We start from the raw sequence: 15,014 nt of genomic DNA on the forward strand, positions 1-15,014 counted from the left end.
CCCGCACTACGCTGCACTCATCCGATGATCGACCACAAGGAGCCGCGATGCGTGTCGCCCTGTTCCTGACCTGCGTCAACGACACGCTGTATCCGGACACCGGGCGCGCCGTGGTGAAACTGCTGACCAGACTGGGCGTCGACGTCGACTTCCCGATGGCGCAGACGTGCTGCGGACAGGCGCACTACAACACCGGATACCGTCACGAGGCCGAGCCGCTCGCCCGGCATTTCTCCGATGTCTTCGGCGATTACGAGGCGATCGTGACGCCGTCCGGGTCGTGCGGGGCGATGGTGCGTGAGCTGTACCCACGGATGGGCGAGCGGGCCCGGGCCGAGGGGCGTGGGGACACCCTCGCGGCCACGCTGGCGCCGGTGGTGCCGAAGACGTACGAACTCACGGAGTTCCTGGTGGACGTGCTGGGCGTGACGGACGTCGGGGCGTACTACCCGCACAAGGTGACGTACCACCCGACCTGTCATGGACTGCGCGGACTCGGGCTCGGCGACCGGCCCCGGCGGCTGCTCCAGGCCGTGAAGGGGCTGGAGCTGGCCGAGCTGCCGGGGGCGGACGAGTGCTGCGGGTTCGGCGGCACCTTCGCCCTGAAGAACTCCGATGTCTCGGCGGCGATGGGCACCGACAAGGTGCGCAACGCCGAGTCGACGGGCGCCGAGGTGCTGTGCGCCGCCGACAACTCCTGTCTGATGCACATCGGCGGGACGATGACCCGGCTGGGGACCGGCATGCGGCCGGTGCACCTCGCGGAGATCCTGGCGAGCACGGAGGAGGAACCGGCCGTATGAGCGGGACGTTCGTCGGGATGCCGGCGTTTCCGGAGGCCGCACGGGAGGCCGTGGGCAACGAGACCCTGCGCGGCAATCTGCGGCACGCCACGCACACCATCCGCGCCAAGCGGGCGAAAGCCGTGACGGAGGTGTCCGACTGGGCCGAGCTGCGCGAGGCGGGCAAGCGGATCAAGGACCACACGCTGCGCCATCTCGACCGCTATCTGGAGCAGTTGGAGGAGTCGGTCACGGCGGCGGGCGGCGTCGTCCACTGGGCCGCCGACGCGGACGAGGCCAACGAGATCGTCACCCAGCTGGTGAAGATGACCGGCGAGTCGGAGGTCGTCAAGGTCAAGTCGATGGCCACGCAGGAGATCGGGCTCAACGAGGCGCTGGAGGCCGAGGGCATCCGCGCCTACGAGACCGATCTCGCCGAGCTGATCGTGCAGTTGGGCAAGGACCGGCCCTCGCACATCCTCGTCCCGGCCATCCACCGCAACCGGGGCGAGATCCGGGACATCTTCCGCTCCGAGATGAGCGAGTGGGGCCGCCCGGCCCCCGAGGGCCTCACCGACACGCCCACCGAACTCGCCGAGGCGGCCCGGCTGCATCTGCGGGAGAAGTTCCTGCGCGCCAAGGTCGGCATCTCCGGCGCCAACTTCATGGTCGCCGAGACGGGCACGCTGGTGGTCGTGGAGTCGGAGGGCAACGGCCGGATGTGCCTGACCCTGCCCGAGACACTCATCTCGGTCGTCGGCATCGAGAAGATCGTGCCCACGTGGCGGGACCTGGAGGTGTTCCTGCAGACCCTCCCCCGCTCCTCCACGGCCGAGCGGATGAACCCGTACACCTCGACATGGACCGGCACCACCGACGGGGACGGACCCAGCGCCTTCCATCTGGTGCTGCTGGACAACGGCCGCACCGACACCCTCGCCGACGAGGTCGGCCGGCAGGCGCTGCGCTGTATCCGGTGCTCGGCGTGTCTCAACGTGTGCCCGGTGTACGAGCGGGCCGGCGGCCACGCCTACGGCTCGGTCTACCCGGGCCCGATCGGGGCGATCCTCAGCCCCCAGCTGCGGGGCACGGCCAGCGAGATCGACGCCTCGCTGCCGTACGCGTCCTCGCTGTGCGGGGCGTGCTACGAGGTGTGCCCGGTCGCGATCGACATCCCCGAGGTGCTGGTGCATCTGCGGGAACGGGTCGTGGAGGGCGGTGAGGTCACCCGGGAGGGCAACAAGGTGGTGCTGCGGCCCGCGAAGGGACATGCCGCCGAGCGGGCGGCGATGCGGGCGGCCCGCTGGGCGTTCACGCACCCGGGCGCGCTGCGCACCGGCCAGCGCGCCGCCTCACGGACCCGGCGCTTCCATCCCCGTACGCTGCCGGGGCCCGGCCGGGCCTGGAGCGGGACCCGGGATCTGCCGCCGGTGCCCGCCGAGCCGTTCCGGGACTGGTGGCAGCGCACGCATGGTGGGAAGGACGGGGCCAAGTGAACAGCAGGGAGCGGGTCCTGGGGCGGGTGCGGCGCGCACTGGCGGATGTGCAGGCCGACGAGGTGCCGATCGCTCGGGACTATCTGCGCGAGCACGGGCAGCGGACCGTCGCGGAGACGGTGGATCTGCTCGCCGAGAACCTGGCGGACTACCGGGCGGTCGTGCATCGCTGCACGGACGGCGAGTTGCCGGACGTGCTCATGCGGCTCCTGGCGGAGCGGGGCACGCGATCCGTGCTGGTGCCCCCCGAACTGCCGCCGCACTGGCTCAAGGCGGTCGACGCGACACGCGTCCACGACCGGGCCGTGAGCACGCCGCACGAACTCGACCGGGTCGACAGCGTCGTCACCGGGTGTGCCGTCGCCATCGCCGAGACCGGCACGATCGTCCTCGACGGCTCGCCCGACCAAGGGCGGCGCCGGATCACCCTCGTCCCGGACCACCACGTCTGCGTGGTCCGCGTCCCCGGGCAGGTCGTGTCGTCGGTGCCGCAGGGCCTCGAACGCCTCGACCCGGCGCGCCCGTTGACGTGGATCTCGGGGCCGTCGGCGACCAGTGACATCGAGCTGGACCGGGTAGAGGGAGTGCACGGTCCGCGCACGCTGGAAGTGGTGCTGGTCGGTCAGGGCAGGATCGAGTCGACGTAGCCGCCGTCGACGCGCAGGGCGCCGCCCGTGGTGGCGGAGGCCTGGTCGGAGCCGAGGTAGACGACCATGTTCGCGATCTCCTCCGGCTCGATCAGCCGCTGGAGCAGGGACTGCGGCCGGTGCTGTCGCATGAAGGCGCGCTGGGCCTCGTCCCAGGGCAGTTCGCGGTCGACGAGCTGGTAGACGAAGTCCTCGACGCCGCCGGTGTGGGTCGGCCCGGCGATGACGGAGTTCACCGTGACGCCGGTGCCGGCCGCCTGCTTGGCGAAGCCCCGGCTCACCGCGAGCAGGGCGGTCTTCGACATGCCGTAGTGGATCATCTCGGCGGGGACGACGACCGCCGAGTCGCTGGCGATGTACTGGACGCGCCCCCAGCCGCGTTCGGTCATGCCGGGCAGGACGAGCCGGGTGAGGCGTACGGCGGCCAGGACGTTGACCTCGAAGTAGCGCCGCCACTCGTCGTCGCTGATCTCCAGGGGGTCCGCGGACTCGAAGACGCCGAGGTTGTTGACGAGGATGTCCACCTGCCCCAGGGTGTCCACCGCCTGCCGCGCCCCCTCTTCGGTCGTCACGTCGGCGGCCACGGGCACCAGGTCGGCGCCGGGGGCCTCGCCCCGCATCCGGTCCACGGCCTCTTCCACCCGCCCGGGCGAGCGGCCGTTGACACCCACCCTGGCGCCCGCCCGGGCCAGGCCCGAGGCGATCGCGGCGCCGATGCCCTGCGTGGAGCCGGTCACCAGCGCGGTGCGGCCCTTCAGATCGATCCGCATGCCATGTCATCCCTTTCGGTGCCGGTGTGATCGGGTACCCCCGGGGTGTCGCTGAGTACACCCCCCGATACGGGTTCTGCGGCCAGTGTGGTCACGTCACCTTCTCCGTAGCGTCGAGGACGAGACACAGGGCGTGTCGGACGAAGGGGGGGACGACGATGGTGCGCACGAGGGGCCCACGACAGGACCAGGACCAGGACCCGGGACCCGCTGTCGAGGCGCTGCGGCTGGTCAAGGTCACCAAGACCTACGGGAGCGCCGACAGCGCCGTGACCGCCCTGGACGGTGTGACGCTCGGTCTGGGACGTGGCACGTTCACGGCGGTGATGGGGCCGTCCGGTTCCGGCAAGTCGACGCTGCTGCAGTGCGCGGCGGGACTCGACCGGCCCGACAGCGGGATCGTGCAGGTCGACGGCACCGAGCTGACGGGCGGCGGCGAGGCCGAGCTGACGAGGTTCCGGCGCGGCCGGATCGGGTTCGTGTTCCAGCAGTACAACCTGCTGGAGACGCTGACCGTCGCCCAGAACACGGTGCTGCCGCTGAAGCTGGCCGGGCGGAAGGTGGACCGGCAGCGGGTCCGCGAGGTGCTGACGGCGGTGGGACTGGGTGACCGGCTCGGGCACCGGCCCGATCAGTTGTCGGGCGGTCAGCGCCAGCGGGTCGCGATCGCCCGGGCGCTCGTCACCGAACCGCGGGTGATCTTCGCGGACGAGCCCACGGGCGCGCTGGACACGCGCAGCGCGCGGGACGTGCTGCGGCTGCTCCGGCAGGCGGTGCGGGTGCACGGCCGGACCGTGGTGATGGTGACGCACGACCCGGTCGCCGCCTCGTACGCCGACACCGTGCTGTTCCTGGCGGACGGCCGGCTCGCGGGCCGGATGGACGCGCCGACGGCCGACGCGGTCGCGGAGCGGCTGGCGCACCTGGGCGACGACGTGCAGGCGGGGGTGTGAGCCGTGTTCGTTCTCGCGATGCGGTCGATACGGCAGCGGCCCGGGCGGTTCCTCGCGACCCTGCTGTCCGCGTTCCTCGGCGCGGCGATCGTCATGACGTTCAACTCGATGCACGACACGGCCGGGCAGCCGGGTGTGGACCCGGTGAGCGAGGAGACCCTGTCCACCGCGGCGGGCGTGGTCGGCGGCTACGGCACCCTGCTGGTGTTCTTCGCGATCGCCTCGACGCTGACGGTGAACGTGCGTCAGCGGGCCGCCGAGATGGAGCTGTTGCGCTGCTCGGGGGCGACGCCGGCGCAGCTCAAGCGGATGATCGTGGGTGAGGCGCTGGCCGTGGCCCTGGTGGGCGCGGCACTGGCGGTCGGCCCGGCGCTGCTGGGTGGCCGGGCGCTGCTGGAGGTGTTCCAGGACAGCGGTCAGGTCGCGCGGTCCGTCGAGTACTCCTTCGGTCCGGTGGCGTCGGCGTCCGGTGCCGGCATCACGCTGCTCGCCGCCGTGGGGGCCGCGTTCCTCGCCGTGCGGCGTGCGACGGGCCGGAGCCGGGCGCGGGGCCGGGCGCGGACGGTCCTCGCCTACGCGGCGCTGGTGGCCGGTGCCGCCTCGGCGACCTCGACGTTCGTGTTCTCGGCGACGGACTCCGCTCTGATGGCGCCGCCGGCGTACGGGGCGATCCTGCTGTCCGTCGGGTGCGCGCTGCGGGCGCCGCGGCTGCTGGCGGCCGTGCTGGACCGGCTGCCGCTCGACGGCGCGAGCGGCTGGCTTGCGGTGCGCAATCTGCGCGAGCGGGCCGGGCAGCTGGCCGGGATCCTGATGTCGCTGATCCTGTTCACGGCGGTCGCCACGGCGACGCTGACCATGCAGGCGGTGGAGAGCGACGCCGTCGAGGCTTCGGGCATGGTCAAGTCGGTCGACGCGAAGAATCTCGAGACGCTCAACTTCACGGTCGTCGGGATCATCGTGGTCTTCGTGTGCGTCATGCTGGTCAACTCGCTTTACGCGGCGACGAGTTACCGGGTCCGGGAGTTCGGGCAGCAGCGTCTCGCGGGGGCCACTCCGGGGCAGGTGCTCGGGCTGGTGGGGGCCGAAGGGCTGATCCTGATGGTCACGGGGGTGGTCTTCGGCACGCTGGCGGCGCTGGCGGGGGTCGTGCCCTTCACCGTGGTGCGCACCGACGAGGTGGTGCCGGGCGAGTTCTTCGGCATCGGGGCGGCGGTCGTCGCGGTCGCGACGGTGGTGACGCTGGGCACGAGCCTGGCAACGGCCCGGCGGACGCTGCGCACTCCGGCGGTCGGGGCGGTCGCGGTGGCGTGACGAACGGTACCCGGAACCCCCGTGACATCCTGGCTGAACAAGCGCTTAGATAGTGCTCTGATCACCGCTCTGTCCATCGCCGCCGTCCGGGAGGCCCCGTTGTTCACATCCGTCGACGACGTCTCCGCACGTCTGGCCGACACCGGGTATCTCGCCTCGCCCGCCGTCGCCACGACCGTCTTCCTCGCCGACCGCCTGGGCAAGCCACTGCTGGTCGAGGGCCCGGCCGGGGTGGGCAAGACGGAGCTGGCCAAGGCCGTCGCCGAGGTCGCGGGAGCGCGCCTGGTGCGCCTCCAGTGCTACGAGGGGGTCGACGAGTCCCGGGCGCTGTACGAGTGGAACCACGCCAAGCAGCTCCTGCGCATCAGCGCGGGCCGCGACGAGTCGTGGGACGAGACGCGCACGGACATCTTCAGCGAGGAGTTCCTGCTCACCCGGCCGCTGCTGACCGCCATCCGGGGCGACGACCCGAAGGTGCTGCTGATCGACGAGACCGACAAGGCGGACGTCGAGGTGGAGGGCCTGCTCCTGGAGGTGCTCAGCGACTTCCAGGTGACCGTGCCCGAGCTGGGCACCATCACCGCGACGCGCCGACCCTTCGTCGTCCTCACCTCCAACGCGAGCCGGGAGCTGTCCGAGGCACTGCGCCGCCGCTGCCTCTTCCTCCACATCGGCTTCCCGGACCAGGAGCTGGAGCGCCGGATCGTACGGCTGAAGGTGCCGGGGCTCGACGAGGCGCTGGCCCGCTCGGTCGTCCGGGTCGTGGGCGCGCTGCGGGCGATGGACCTGCGCAAGGTGCCGTCGGTCGCCGAGACCATCGACTGGGCGCGCACGCTGCTCGCGCTGGGCGCCGGCACCCTGGACGAGACGGTTGTGCGGGCCAGCCTCGGCGTGCTCCTCAAGCATCAGGAGGACGTCCTCAAGGCGAGCGCCAAGCTCGACCTGGACGCCCTGTGACCACCCCGGCGGGCGCGGGTGTCGCCGAGCGGCTGACGTCCCTGGTCGGGGCGCTGCGCGCGCACGGCATCCGGATCGGCACGGGCGAGACGGTCGACGCGGGGCAGGCGATCGAGGCGCTCGGCCTCACGGACCGGGAACTGCTGCGCGAGGGGCTGGCGGCGACGCTGCTGCACGGCACCGGGCAACGCCAGGTGTTCGACCCGGTCTTCGACCTGTACTTCCCGCGCGGCGTCGGCGCCCCGGAGCAGAAGGCCGCGGGCAGGGAGAACCTGCGTGACCGGCTGGCCGCCGCACTCGCCGCCGACGACCAGGCGCTGCTGGGCCGGCTGGCGGTCGAGGCGATCGACGGTTTCGGTGGCTACGGCTCCTCGCCGGAGTCGGACGGCTGGTCGTCGTACCAGGCGCTGGAGCGGCTGCGCCCGCAGACCCTGCTCGCCCGGGTCCGCGACGACGTGCGCGGGCAGGGCGGCAGTCCGGGGTTCGCCGACCGGCTGCTGGAGGACGAGATCCGGCGACGCATCGAGAGCTTCCGCGCGTTGGTGGCCTCGGAGGCGCGGCGCCGGGTCGCCGAGCGGCGCGACCGGGACGAGATCGCCCGGCGGGCGGTGGCCCCGACCGCCGACCGGGTCGACTTCCTGTTCGCCGGGAAGGCCCGGCTGGCCGAGCTGCGCAGGGCGGTCCAGCCGCTCGCCCGCAAGCTCGCGACCCGGCTCGCGGCCCGGCGCCGCCGCGCCTCCCGGGGCACGATCGACCTGCGGCGGACGCTGCGCGGTTCGCTGTCGACGGGCGGGGTGCCGATGAGGCCGGTGCTGCGCAGGCGCCGCCCCGCCCGTCCCGAACTGGTGCTGCTGTGCGATGTGTCGGGGTCGGTGTCGGGTTTCTCGGACTTCACGATGCTGCTGGTCCAGGCGCTGCACGACCAGTTCAGCAAGGTGCGGGTGTTCGCCTTCGTCAACCGGGTCGACGAGGTGACCGCGCTTCTCCGGCACGGCACCGCGGACCCGGAAGGGCTCAGCGCCCGCATCGGGGCCGAGGCCACCCTCACCGGATGGCACGACAGCAGCGACTACGGCACGGCGCTGGGCGAGTTCGCCGAGGCCTACGGCGAGGCGGTCGGTCATCGCACGACCGTGTTCGTCCTCGGTGACGCCCGGACGAACCGGAGCGACCCCAATCCGCCCGCCGTGCGGCGGATCGCCGAGCGGGCGCGCCGTGTCTACTGGCTGAACCCCGAACAGCGTTCCCTGTGGGGCACGGGCGATTCCGTCGCGCCGCTCTATGCCGAGCTGGTCGAGATGCACGAGTGCCGCAATGTCGCACAGCTCAGCGCACTGGTGGCACGGCTGCTGCCGGTGTGACCGAGGGCGTGATCAGGCGACGGCGAGCCGCGGTCGCGTACACCTGCTCGGCACCTCGCCTCTCTCCCCCGGGCGGTTACTTCTTCGCGTACTCCCTCGCCGTCTGCCCCTGGAAGTCGTAGACCACGACCTGCTCGTCACCCACCACCCAGGCGTCGTGGCCGGGTGTGCACACGAAGACGTCACCGGGGCCGACCTCGCTCTCGCCGCCGTCGTCCATGAGGATGTGCATCCGGCCCTGGAGCATGAAGCAGTTGTGGTGCATCTGGCAGGTCTCGGTGCCGGCGAGCTGGGCCACGGACTCCGTCCAGCGCCAGCCGGGCTCGAAGGTCGCCACGGCGAAGTCGAGATCCGTCATGTGGACGGCTTCGAGGTGGCCGCGGGGGAAATCACGCCGCTCGTCCGGCTTGTCGAGCGTCTTCACTTCCAGCATGACGCGCTCCCTTCCGACCGCGGCGCACCGCGGCCGGGGGCCGGTCTCCCCGGCGGCCCTGGACGCCGCCGTCGGCGGCCGGCCTCCTGCCCCTCAATCGTCCGCCCGTCCATCCGGGGCCGCCAACCGGGGAACACCCGCTCAGACCTGGGGTCCGCAGAGCTCGGCGAAGCGTCCGGCGTCGATGTTCCCGCCGGAGAGGATGACGCCGACACGGCGCGGGAGACGGCCCACGCGACCGGTCAGCAGGGCGGCCAGCGGGGTGGCGCCGCTCGGTTCGAGGACGATCTTCAGGCGTTCGAAGGCGAACCGCATCGCGTCCCGGATCTCGTCGTCGGTGACCAGCGCGATCTCGTCGACGAGCCGCCGGTTGACGGAGAAGGTGAGTTCGCCCGGTGTGTGCAGGGCCTGTCCGTCGGCGATGGTGTGCGGCACCGGGATGCTGATGCGCCGCCCGGCCTCCAGCGAGCGCTTGGTGTCGTCTCCCGCCTCCGGTTCGACGCCGATCATCCGGATGTCCGGGTGCAGCCCCTTGGCCACCGTGGCACTCCCGGCCATGAGCCCGCCGCCGCCGACCGGTGTCACTATCGCCCCCAACTCTCCCGCCTCTTCGAGGAGTTCGAGCGCTGCCGTGCCCTGGCCGGCCATCACGTGCGGATGCTCGTACGGCGGGATGACGGTGAGACCCCGCTCGGCGGCCAGGGCCTCGGCGATGGCGACGCGGTCGCCGGTGTAGCGGTCGTAGGTGACGATCTCGGCGCCGTAGCCGGTGGTGGCCGCCCGCTTCGACGGCGGGGCGTCCTCCGGCATGACGATCACGGCGGTGGTGCCGAGTTCGCGGGCGGCCAGGGCGACGGCTTGGGCGTGGTTGCCGGAGGAGTAGGCGGCGATGCCCCGGGACAGCTGCTCGGGGGTGAGGCGGGAGGCGGCGTTGTAGGCGCCGCGGAACTTGAAGGCGCCGACGCGCTGGAAGTTCTCGCACTTGAGGTGGATCTCGGCACCGGCGAGCGTGTCGAGGGTGCGGGAGCGCAGCACCGGGGTGCGGTGGGCGACGCCCTTGAGCCGGGCGGCGGCGCCCCGGACGTCGTCGAGGCCGACCGGTGGGGTGGTGGTCGTCACGCGGTTCCTCCGGTGGAAGTGTCGTGGGCGGCCCGGGCGTGGGAGAGGTAGTTGTAGGCGGAGGCGCGGGAGATGCCGAGCCGGGCAGCGACCTGCTCGACCGCGCCGCGCACGGCGAAGACGCCACGCGTGTCCAGCCCGCCGAACAGCTCCAGGCGCTCCGCGCGGTCCAGTTCCGCCCAGCTCCCCCGCTGCTGCGACTGGTGGACGTCGACGAGGGCGTCGACCACGGAGTCGATGTCGTTGCCGAAGGTGGTGGTCGGCAGCTCCGCCGGCTCGGGACGGATTCCGGCGAGTGCGCCGAGCAGGCCGTGGACCTGACTGACGGCACTGACGTCCACGTTGACGCAGAGCGCGCCGAACACGGCCCCCGTGGAATCTCTCAGCACCATCGTGGAGGACTTCACGAGCGCCCCGTTCCGGGTGCGGGTGACGTAGTTCAGCTCATCGGCCGCCTCGTCGCCCCCGGCGAGGACGCGCATGCCGATCTCGCTCATCGCGCCGCCCACCGTCCGCCCGGTCACCGATCCGGCGACGGCGACCACCGACTTCTCCGGGCTCCGGTAGTCGTGCAGCACGACTTCGCAGACCGGCCCGAAGGTCGCGGCGATTCCTTCGACGACCGGCGTCAGCGCGGCGAGGATCGCATCCCGTTCCGCGGTCAGAGTTTCTCGCATGGATTTAGACTACGCATCCAATGTCTGGATTTCTAGTCCAGAGCCGATCCAGATCTCCGCTTCAACAATTGGCAATGGTTTTCACATGACTTCGGCCGGAACCCGCTCTTGACATTCATTCCCATCTAGCGTGGCGCTGCCGAACACCCCTGTGCGTGTCCGTCCTGGAGGAGCCATGACCCTGTCCACGTCCCGCCGCCTGGCGCTGCTGACCAGCGCGTCACTCGCCCTTCTCGCGGGCTGCGGCAGCTCTTCGGACTCCGTCGGCGGCGAGAGCGCACCAGCCCGCGTTTCCGTGGTCGCCTCCACGGACGTCTACGGCGACATCGTGCGGCGGGTCGGCGGCGACAGAGTCGACGTCACCTCGCTCATCAACGACCCCGACCAGGACCCGCACTCCTACGAGGCCGACCCCCAGAACCAGCTCGCCCTCTCCAAGGCCGAGGTCGTCGTGGAGAACGGCGGCGGCTACGACGACTTCGTCGACCGCATGCTGAAGGGCGGCCACAACGACTCCGCCCAGGTGATCAACGCGGTCGAGGTGTCCGGCAAGACCGCGCCGAAGGGCGGCGAGCTGAACGAGCACGTCTGGTACGACTTCCCCACCGTCGCCAAGGTCGCCGACCGCATAGCCGCGGCCCTCACCGAGGCCGCCCCGTCGGATGCGGCCGTCTTCGAGAAGAACGCCGCCGCCTTCAAGGCCCGGCTCACGCCACTGGAGGCGAAGGAAGCCCGGATCAGGAAGGAGCACGGCGGGGCGGGCGTGGCGATCACCGAGCCCGTGCCGCTGTACATGACCGAGGCGAGCGGCCTGGTCGACCGGACGCCCGCCGAGTTCAGCGAGGCGATCGAGGAGGGTGACGACGTCTCCCCCCGGATCCTCAAGGAGAACCTGGCGCTGTTCAGCGGCGGGAAGGTCGAGGCCCTCGTCTACAACGAGCAGACCACCGGCCCGCAGACCGAGAGGACCGAGGCGGCGGCCAAGGCGGCCGGCATCCCCGTCGTGCCCGTGACCGAGACCCTGCCGAAGGGCAAGAGCTACCTCGGCTGGATGACCGCCAACGTCGACGCGCTCGCGGGCGCGCTGGCCAAGTGACCGCGATATCCGGGCAGGACGGCGTTCCTGTCATCAGTCTGCGCGGTGCGGCCCTGTCGTACGGTGCCCGCGAGGTGTGGAGCGGCCTCGATCTCGACGTACGGGCCGGGGAGTTCCTGGCCGTGCTGGGGCCGAACGGTGCGGGCAAGACCAGTTTCGTAGGGGCGCTGCTGGGCCGCCGGCGGCTGTCCGCCGGGACGCTGACCGTCCTCGGCCGCCCCGCGCGCGACGCCGCCCGGGAGATCGGCTACGTCCCGCAGCAGGCCGCGTTGTCCGCCCAGGCCATGCTGCGGGCCCGGGACCTCGTACGGTTCGGCATCGACGGGCACCGCTTCGGGCCACGGCTGCGCACCGGCGGGGTCCGCCGCCGGGTGGACGAGATCCTGGAGGCGGTCGGAGCCTCGTCCTACGCCGATGTCCCGCTCGGCATGCTGTCCGGCGGCGAACGGCAACGCGTCCGCATCGGGCAGGCCCTGGCCACCGACCCGCGGATCCTGCTGTGCGACGAGCCGCTGCTGTCGCTCGACCTGAACCACCAGCGGGCCGTCACCGAACTGATCGACGCCCGGCGCCGCTCCCGCGGCACGGCGGTGGTCTTCGTGACGCACGAGATCAACCCGGTGCTGGGCATGGTCGACCGGGTGCTGTACCTGGCCCCCGGCGGTCACCGCGTCGGCACCCCGGACGAGGTGCTGACCTCCGAGTCGCTGTCCCGGCTGTACGGCACGCAGGTCGACGTCGTACGGGTGCGCGGCCGGGTGGTGGTCGCGGGCGCGCCCGACGAACCGGCCGCACCGGCACACCATCCCGAGCAGCCGCACGAGGCGGACGGAGTGCGCGCATGACGCTCGCCGCCGGGATCTGGCACCAGATCTTCGACTTCACCGACTACGGCGAACTCCTCGCCCTGGTCCGCAACTCCCTCGTCGCGGGTGTGGCGCTGGGGCTGGTGGGCGGGCTGGCCGGGGTGTTCGTGCTGATGCGGGACCTGCCGTTCGCGGTGCACGGCATCAGCGAACTGTCCTTCGCGGGCGCGTCGGCGGCGCTGCTGCTGGGCGTGAACATCGTGGCGGGCTCGATCGCCGGCTCGCTCCTCGCGGCCGGGGCCATCGGGGTGCTGGGGACGCGGGCCCGGGACCGCAACTCGGTGATCGGCATCATCATGCCGTTCGGGCTGGGCCTGGGCGTGCTCTTCCTGGCCCTCTACAAGGGCCGGGCGGCCAACAAGTTCGGGCTGCTCACCGGGCAGATCGTCGCCGTGGACACCCCGCAGATGTCGTGGCTGCTCGGCACGTCCGTGCTGGTGCTCATCGCCCTGGCGGTCATGTGGCGCCCGCTCGCCTTCGCCAGCGCCGACCCGGATGTGGCGCAGGCGCGCGGGGTGCCGGTGCGGGCGCTGTCCTTCGGCTTCATGCTGGTGCTCGGGCTCGCGGTCGCCCTGTCGGTGCAGGTCGTCGGCGCGCTGCTGGTGCTCAGCCTGGTCGTCACCCCGGCCGCTGCCGCCGCCCGGGTCACCGCGTCGCCGGTGCTGCTGCCCCTGCTGAGCGTGCTGTTCGCCGTGGCCTCGATCGAGGGCGGCATCCTGCTCGCGCTGGGCAGCAGCGTCCCCATCAGCCCCTACGTCACGACGATCTCGTTCGGCGTCTACGCCGTGTGCCGGGTGGCCGGCCGGCGGCTCAGCGTTCGAAGACCACCCGCCCGTCGAACACGGTGAGGTCCACCCGCACTTCGGTGATCTCGTGCGGGTCGAGGCCCAGCAGCGGCCGGTCCAGGACGCACAGATCGGCGGCCCGGCCCGGTTCGACGGTGCCCTTCCAGTCGTCGGCGAAGTCCTGCCAGGCGGCGGTGGCCGTGTAGGCGCGCAGGGCGTCGGCGAGCGGCACGCACTGTTCGGGGCCGCTGGGCCGGCCGCTGGCCTTGGACTCGCGGAGCATCATCGAGGCCACGCCCTGCCGCCAGTCGGGCTCGGTGATCGGGGCGTCGGAGCTGGCGCAGACCCGTACTCCGGCGTCGAGCGCGGAGCGCACCGGCCACTGGTAGGCCGAGCGTTCGGGGCCCACGACCTCGTCCATCAGGTCGGAGATGGTCCACTTGATGGCGGGGTTCATGTTGACGCCGTAGCCGTGCGCGGCGAGCTTGGCGAGGCTGCCGGGGCCGATGAAGTCGCCGTGGATGACGTAGTGGCGGGTGTCGGGGCGGGGCGCCGCCGTGTCGGCGGCGACGAAGGCGTCCACGACCGTGTCGATGGCCCGGTCCCCGGTGACGTGCACGCCGAGCTGGAAGCCGGCCTCGTGGGCGACCCGGATCATCTCGCGCAGTTCGTCCGCCTGGAGCGCGGGGGTGTCGCCGTGCACGCAGAGGGCGCCGTGACCGCCTTCCGGGTAGGGCTCGTTCATCCACGCCGTGCGGTTGGGCGGTACGCCGTCGCCGAAGACCTTGACGCCGATGGCCCGCAGCAGCCGGGGGTCGGCCGACTCGGGGCGGCGCAGTTCGGCCAGTCCCTTGCGGACGTCGGCGGCGGAACCGCCCATGGGGGCGGGCAGGAGCAGGACGCTGACGCGGGCTTCGAGTGCGCCCTCGGCCGCGAGTTCGGCGTACGCGGTCCAGTTCTCGGTGCTCAGGCCGCCGAACAGGGTTCCGGCGCCGCCGGGGCCGAGGCCGGGCTCGGTGTAGCTGGTGATGCCGCGCGCGTGCAGCTCGCGGATCACGCCCTGGATGGCCTGGCGGCGCTGGGCGACGGTGGGGGCGGGCAGCTCGGCCTGGACGAGGCGCCCGGCGGCCTCGCGCAGGATGCCGGTCGGCCGGCCGTCGGGGTCGTGGTCGATGACGCCGCCGGGCGGGGGCGCGGTGTCCGCGTCGATGCCGCAGCGGCGCAGTGCCTCGGAGTTGGCCCACACCATGTGCGAGGAGAAGTCGGTCAGACAGACCGGGTGGTGCGGCGCCACCGCGTCCAGGTCCCGGCGGTGCGGGAAGCGGCCCGGGTCGGCCAGGCACTCGGCGAGATAGCCGGGGTCCCAGCCCAGGCCGACGATCCACTCGCCGTCCGGGGCGTCCCGTGCCGCCCGGCCCACGGCCGCGGCGACGTCGGCGAGGGAACCCACCGCCGGATGGCCGACGTCGATGGCGAACGGCGGTTTCGTCATCCCGTAGGCGGCCCCGTGCAGGTGCGAGTCGTTGATGCCGGGCAGCACGGTCCGTCCGCCCAGTTCGACGATCCGTGTGCCGGGTCCGGCCAGGGCGCGCATCTCCGCGTCGCTGCCGACGGCCAGGATGTCGCGGCCGCGCACGGCCACACCCTCGGCGACGGTGAAGCCGGCGTCGACGGTGAGGACCTGGCCGCCGGTCAGGACGAGGGTGGGAGCGGTGTCGCTCACAGGTGACCTCTCTTCGGGTCTCGGGTTCTCGGGTTCTC

15 protein-coding genes are annotated in these 15,014 nt (G+C 72.2%); 10 read left to right on the top strand and 5 right to left on the bottom strand.

Annotated features, from left to right (window positions below):
• Positions 1-47: 47 nt before the first annotated feature.
• Genes ACZ6I3_RS13130 through ACZ6I3_RS13140 form a run of 3 tightly spaced genes read left to right on the top strand, consistent with a single transcriptional unit; the run spans position 48 to position 2,925 of the window.
• Entirely contained in the window at positions 48-803 is a 756-nt protein-coding gene (locus tag ACZ6I3_RS13130) for a (Fe-S)-binding protein (protein ID WP_469414249.1), read from the top strand.
• Complete coding sequence (locus ACZ6I3_RS13135) at positions 800-2,278, top strand: LutB/LldF family L-lactate oxidation iron-sulfur protein (RefSeq protein WP_469414250.1); 1,479 nt, start codon at positions 800-802, stop codon at positions 2,276-2,278. The genes ACZ6I3_RS13130 and ACZ6I3_RS13135 overlap by 4 nt, the downstream gene beginning before the upstream one ends.
• The gene (locus ACZ6I3_RS13140) at positions 2,275-2,925 is read left to right on the top strand and encodes a LutC/YkgG family protein (RefSeq protein ID WP_469414252.1); all 651 of its coding nucleotides are present in this window, start codon (positions 2,275-2,277) and stop codon (positions 2,923-2,925) included. Before ACZ6I3_RS13135 ends, ACZ6I3_RS13140 begins: the two co-directional genes overlap by 4 nt.
• Here ACZ6I3_RS13140 and ACZ6I3_RS13145 read toward each other — a convergent pair.
• Positions 2,901-3,695 carry an SDR family NAD(P)-dependent oxidoreductase gene (locus ACZ6I3_RS13145; protein WP_469414254.1) on the bottom strand — a complete coding sequence of 265 codons (795 nt, stop codon included), beginning with the start codon at positions 3,693-3,695 and terminating at the stop codon, positions 2,901-2,903. The genes ACZ6I3_RS13140 and ACZ6I3_RS13145 overlap by 25 nt on opposite strands.
• 158 nt (positions 3,696-3,853) lie before the next feature.
• Between ACZ6I3_RS13145 and ACZ6I3_RS13150 the strand changes: the two genes are divergently transcribed.
• The 4 genes from ACZ6I3_RS13150 to ACZ6I3_RS13165 all read left to right on the top strand — a co-directional run bounded on the left by ACZ6I3_RS13150 (position 3,854) and on the right by ACZ6I3_RS13165 (position 8,277).
• The gene (locus ACZ6I3_RS13150) at positions 3,854-4,648 is read left to right on the top strand and encodes an ABC transporter ATP-binding protein (RefSeq protein WP_469414256.1); all 795 of its coding nucleotides are present in this window, start codon (positions 3,854-3,856) and stop codon (positions 4,646-4,648) included.
• Between the two features lie 3 nt (positions 4,649-4,651).
• Positions 4,652-5,959, top strand: coding sequence for an FtsX-like permease family protein (locus ACZ6I3_RS13155; RefSeq protein WP_469414257.1), 1,308 nt, complete (start codon positions 4,652-4,654; stop codon positions 5,957-5,959).
• 99 nt (positions 5,960-6,058) lie between these two features.
• A complete protein-coding gene (locus ACZ6I3_RS13160) occupies positions 6,059-6,916 on the top strand; it encodes an AAA family ATPase (protein WP_469414559.1) in 858 nt (285 codons plus the stop codon).
• The gene (locus tag ACZ6I3_RS13165) at positions 6,913-8,277 is read left to right on the top strand and encodes a vWA domain-containing protein (protein WP_469414259.1); all 1,365 of its coding nucleotides are present in this window, start codon (positions 6,913-6,915) and stop codon (positions 8,275-8,277) included. Before ACZ6I3_RS13160 ends, ACZ6I3_RS13165 begins: the two co-directional genes overlap by 4 nt.
• A 76-nt stretch (positions 8,278-8,353) precedes the next feature.
• On the opposite strand, the gene ACZ6I3_RS13170 is transcribed toward ACZ6I3_RS13165, so the two are convergent.
• From ACZ6I3_RS13170 to ACZ6I3_RS13180, 3 genes are all read right to left on the bottom strand, one after another.
• Positions 8,354-8,710, bottom strand: a complete 357-nt coding sequence (locus ACZ6I3_RS13170) for a cupin domain-containing protein (protein ID WP_469414261.1) — start codon at positions 8,708-8,710, stop codon at positions 8,354-8,356.
• 141 nt (positions 8,711-8,851) lie between these two features.
• Positions 8,852-9,829 (bottom strand): pyridoxal-phosphate dependent enzyme, encoded by a 978-nt coding sequence (locus ACZ6I3_RS13175; RefSeq protein ID WP_469414263.1) that lies wholly within the window; start codon positions 9,827-9,829, stop codon positions 8,852-8,854.
• Entirely contained in the window at positions 9,826-10,506 is a 681-nt protein-coding gene (locus ACZ6I3_RS13180) for a helix-turn-helix transcriptional regulator (protein ID WP_469414264.1), read from the bottom strand. The genes ACZ6I3_RS13175 and ACZ6I3_RS13180 overlap by 4 nt, the downstream gene beginning before the upstream one ends.
• Before the next feature lie 175 nt (positions 10,507-10,681).
• Here ACZ6I3_RS13180 and ACZ6I3_RS13185 point away from each other — a divergent pair, with 175 nt between their 5' ends.
• Genes ACZ6I3_RS13185 through ACZ6I3_RS13195 form a run of 3 tightly spaced genes read left to right on the top strand, consistent with a single transcriptional unit; the run spans position 10,682 to position 13,316 of the window.
• Positions 10,682-11,602 carry a metal ABC transporter solute-binding protein, Zn/Mn family gene (locus ACZ6I3_RS13185; protein ID WP_469414265.1) on the top strand — a complete coding sequence of 307 codons (921 nt, stop codon included), beginning with the start codon at positions 10,682-10,684 and terminating at the stop codon, positions 11,600-11,602.
• On the top strand, positions 11,599-12,447 hold the full coding sequence (locus ACZ6I3_RS13190; RefSeq protein ID WP_469414267.1) for a metal ABC transporter ATP-binding protein: 849 nt from the start codon (positions 11,599-11,601) through the stop codon (positions 12,445-12,447). Before ACZ6I3_RS13185 ends, ACZ6I3_RS13190 begins: the two co-directional genes overlap by 4 nt.
• Complete coding sequence (locus ACZ6I3_RS13195) at positions 12,444-13,316, top strand: metal ABC transporter permease (RefSeq protein WP_469414269.1); 873 nt, start codon at positions 12,444-12,446, stop codon at positions 13,314-13,316. The genes ACZ6I3_RS13190 and ACZ6I3_RS13195 overlap by 4 nt, the downstream gene beginning before the upstream one ends.
• Here the strand turns inward: ACZ6I3_RS13195 and ACZ6I3_RS13200 are convergent.
• On the bottom strand, positions 13,279-14,976 hold the full coding sequence (locus ACZ6I3_RS13200) for an amidohydrolase (RefSeq protein WP_469414271.1): 1,698 nt from the start codon (positions 14,974-14,976) through the stop codon (positions 13,279-13,281). The genes ACZ6I3_RS13195 and ACZ6I3_RS13200 overlap by 38 nt on opposite strands.
• Between the last annotated feature and the right edge of the window lie 38 nt (positions 14,977-15,014).

Source organism: Streptomyces sp. NPDC041940 (genome assembly GCF_055589465.1).

What these genes read in the sequence shown, in the direction of transcription:
- ACZ6I3_RS13195 (WP_469414269.1), top strand. Translation starts at nt 12,444, where the DNA reads ATGACGCTCGCCGCCGGGATCTGGCACCAGATCTTCGACTTCACCGAC.
- ACZ6I3_RS13180 (WP_469414264.1), bottom strand. Translation starts at nt 10,506, where the DNA reads ATGCGAGAAACTCTGACCGCGGAACGGGATGCGATCCTCGCCGCGCTG.
- ACZ6I3_RS13185 (WP_469414265.1), top strand. Translation starts at nt 10,682, where the DNA reads ATGACCCTGTCCACGTCCCGCCGCCTGGCGCTGCTGACCAGCGCGTCA.
- ACZ6I3_RS13145 (WP_469414254.1), bottom strand. Translation starts at nt 3,695, where the DNA reads ATGCGGATCGATCTGAAGGGCCGCACCGCGCTGGTGACCGGCTCCACG.
- ACZ6I3_RS13135 (WP_469414250.1), top strand. Translation starts at nt 800, where the DNA reads ATGAGCGGGACGTTCGTCGGGATGCCGGCGTTTCCGGAGGCCGCACGG.
- ACZ6I3_RS13150 (WP_469414256.1), top strand. Translation starts at nt 3,854, where the DNA reads ATGGTGCGCACGAGGGGCCCACGACAGGACCAGGACCAGGACCCGGGA.
- ACZ6I3_RS13130 (WP_469414249.1), top strand. Translation starts at nt 48, where the DNA reads ATGCGTGTCGCCCTGTTCCTGACCTGCGTCAACGACACGCTGTATCCG.
- ACZ6I3_RS13170 (WP_469414261.1), bottom strand. Translation starts at nt 8,710, where the DNA reads ATGCTGGAAGTGAAGACGCTCGACAAGCCGGACGAGCGGCGTGATTTC.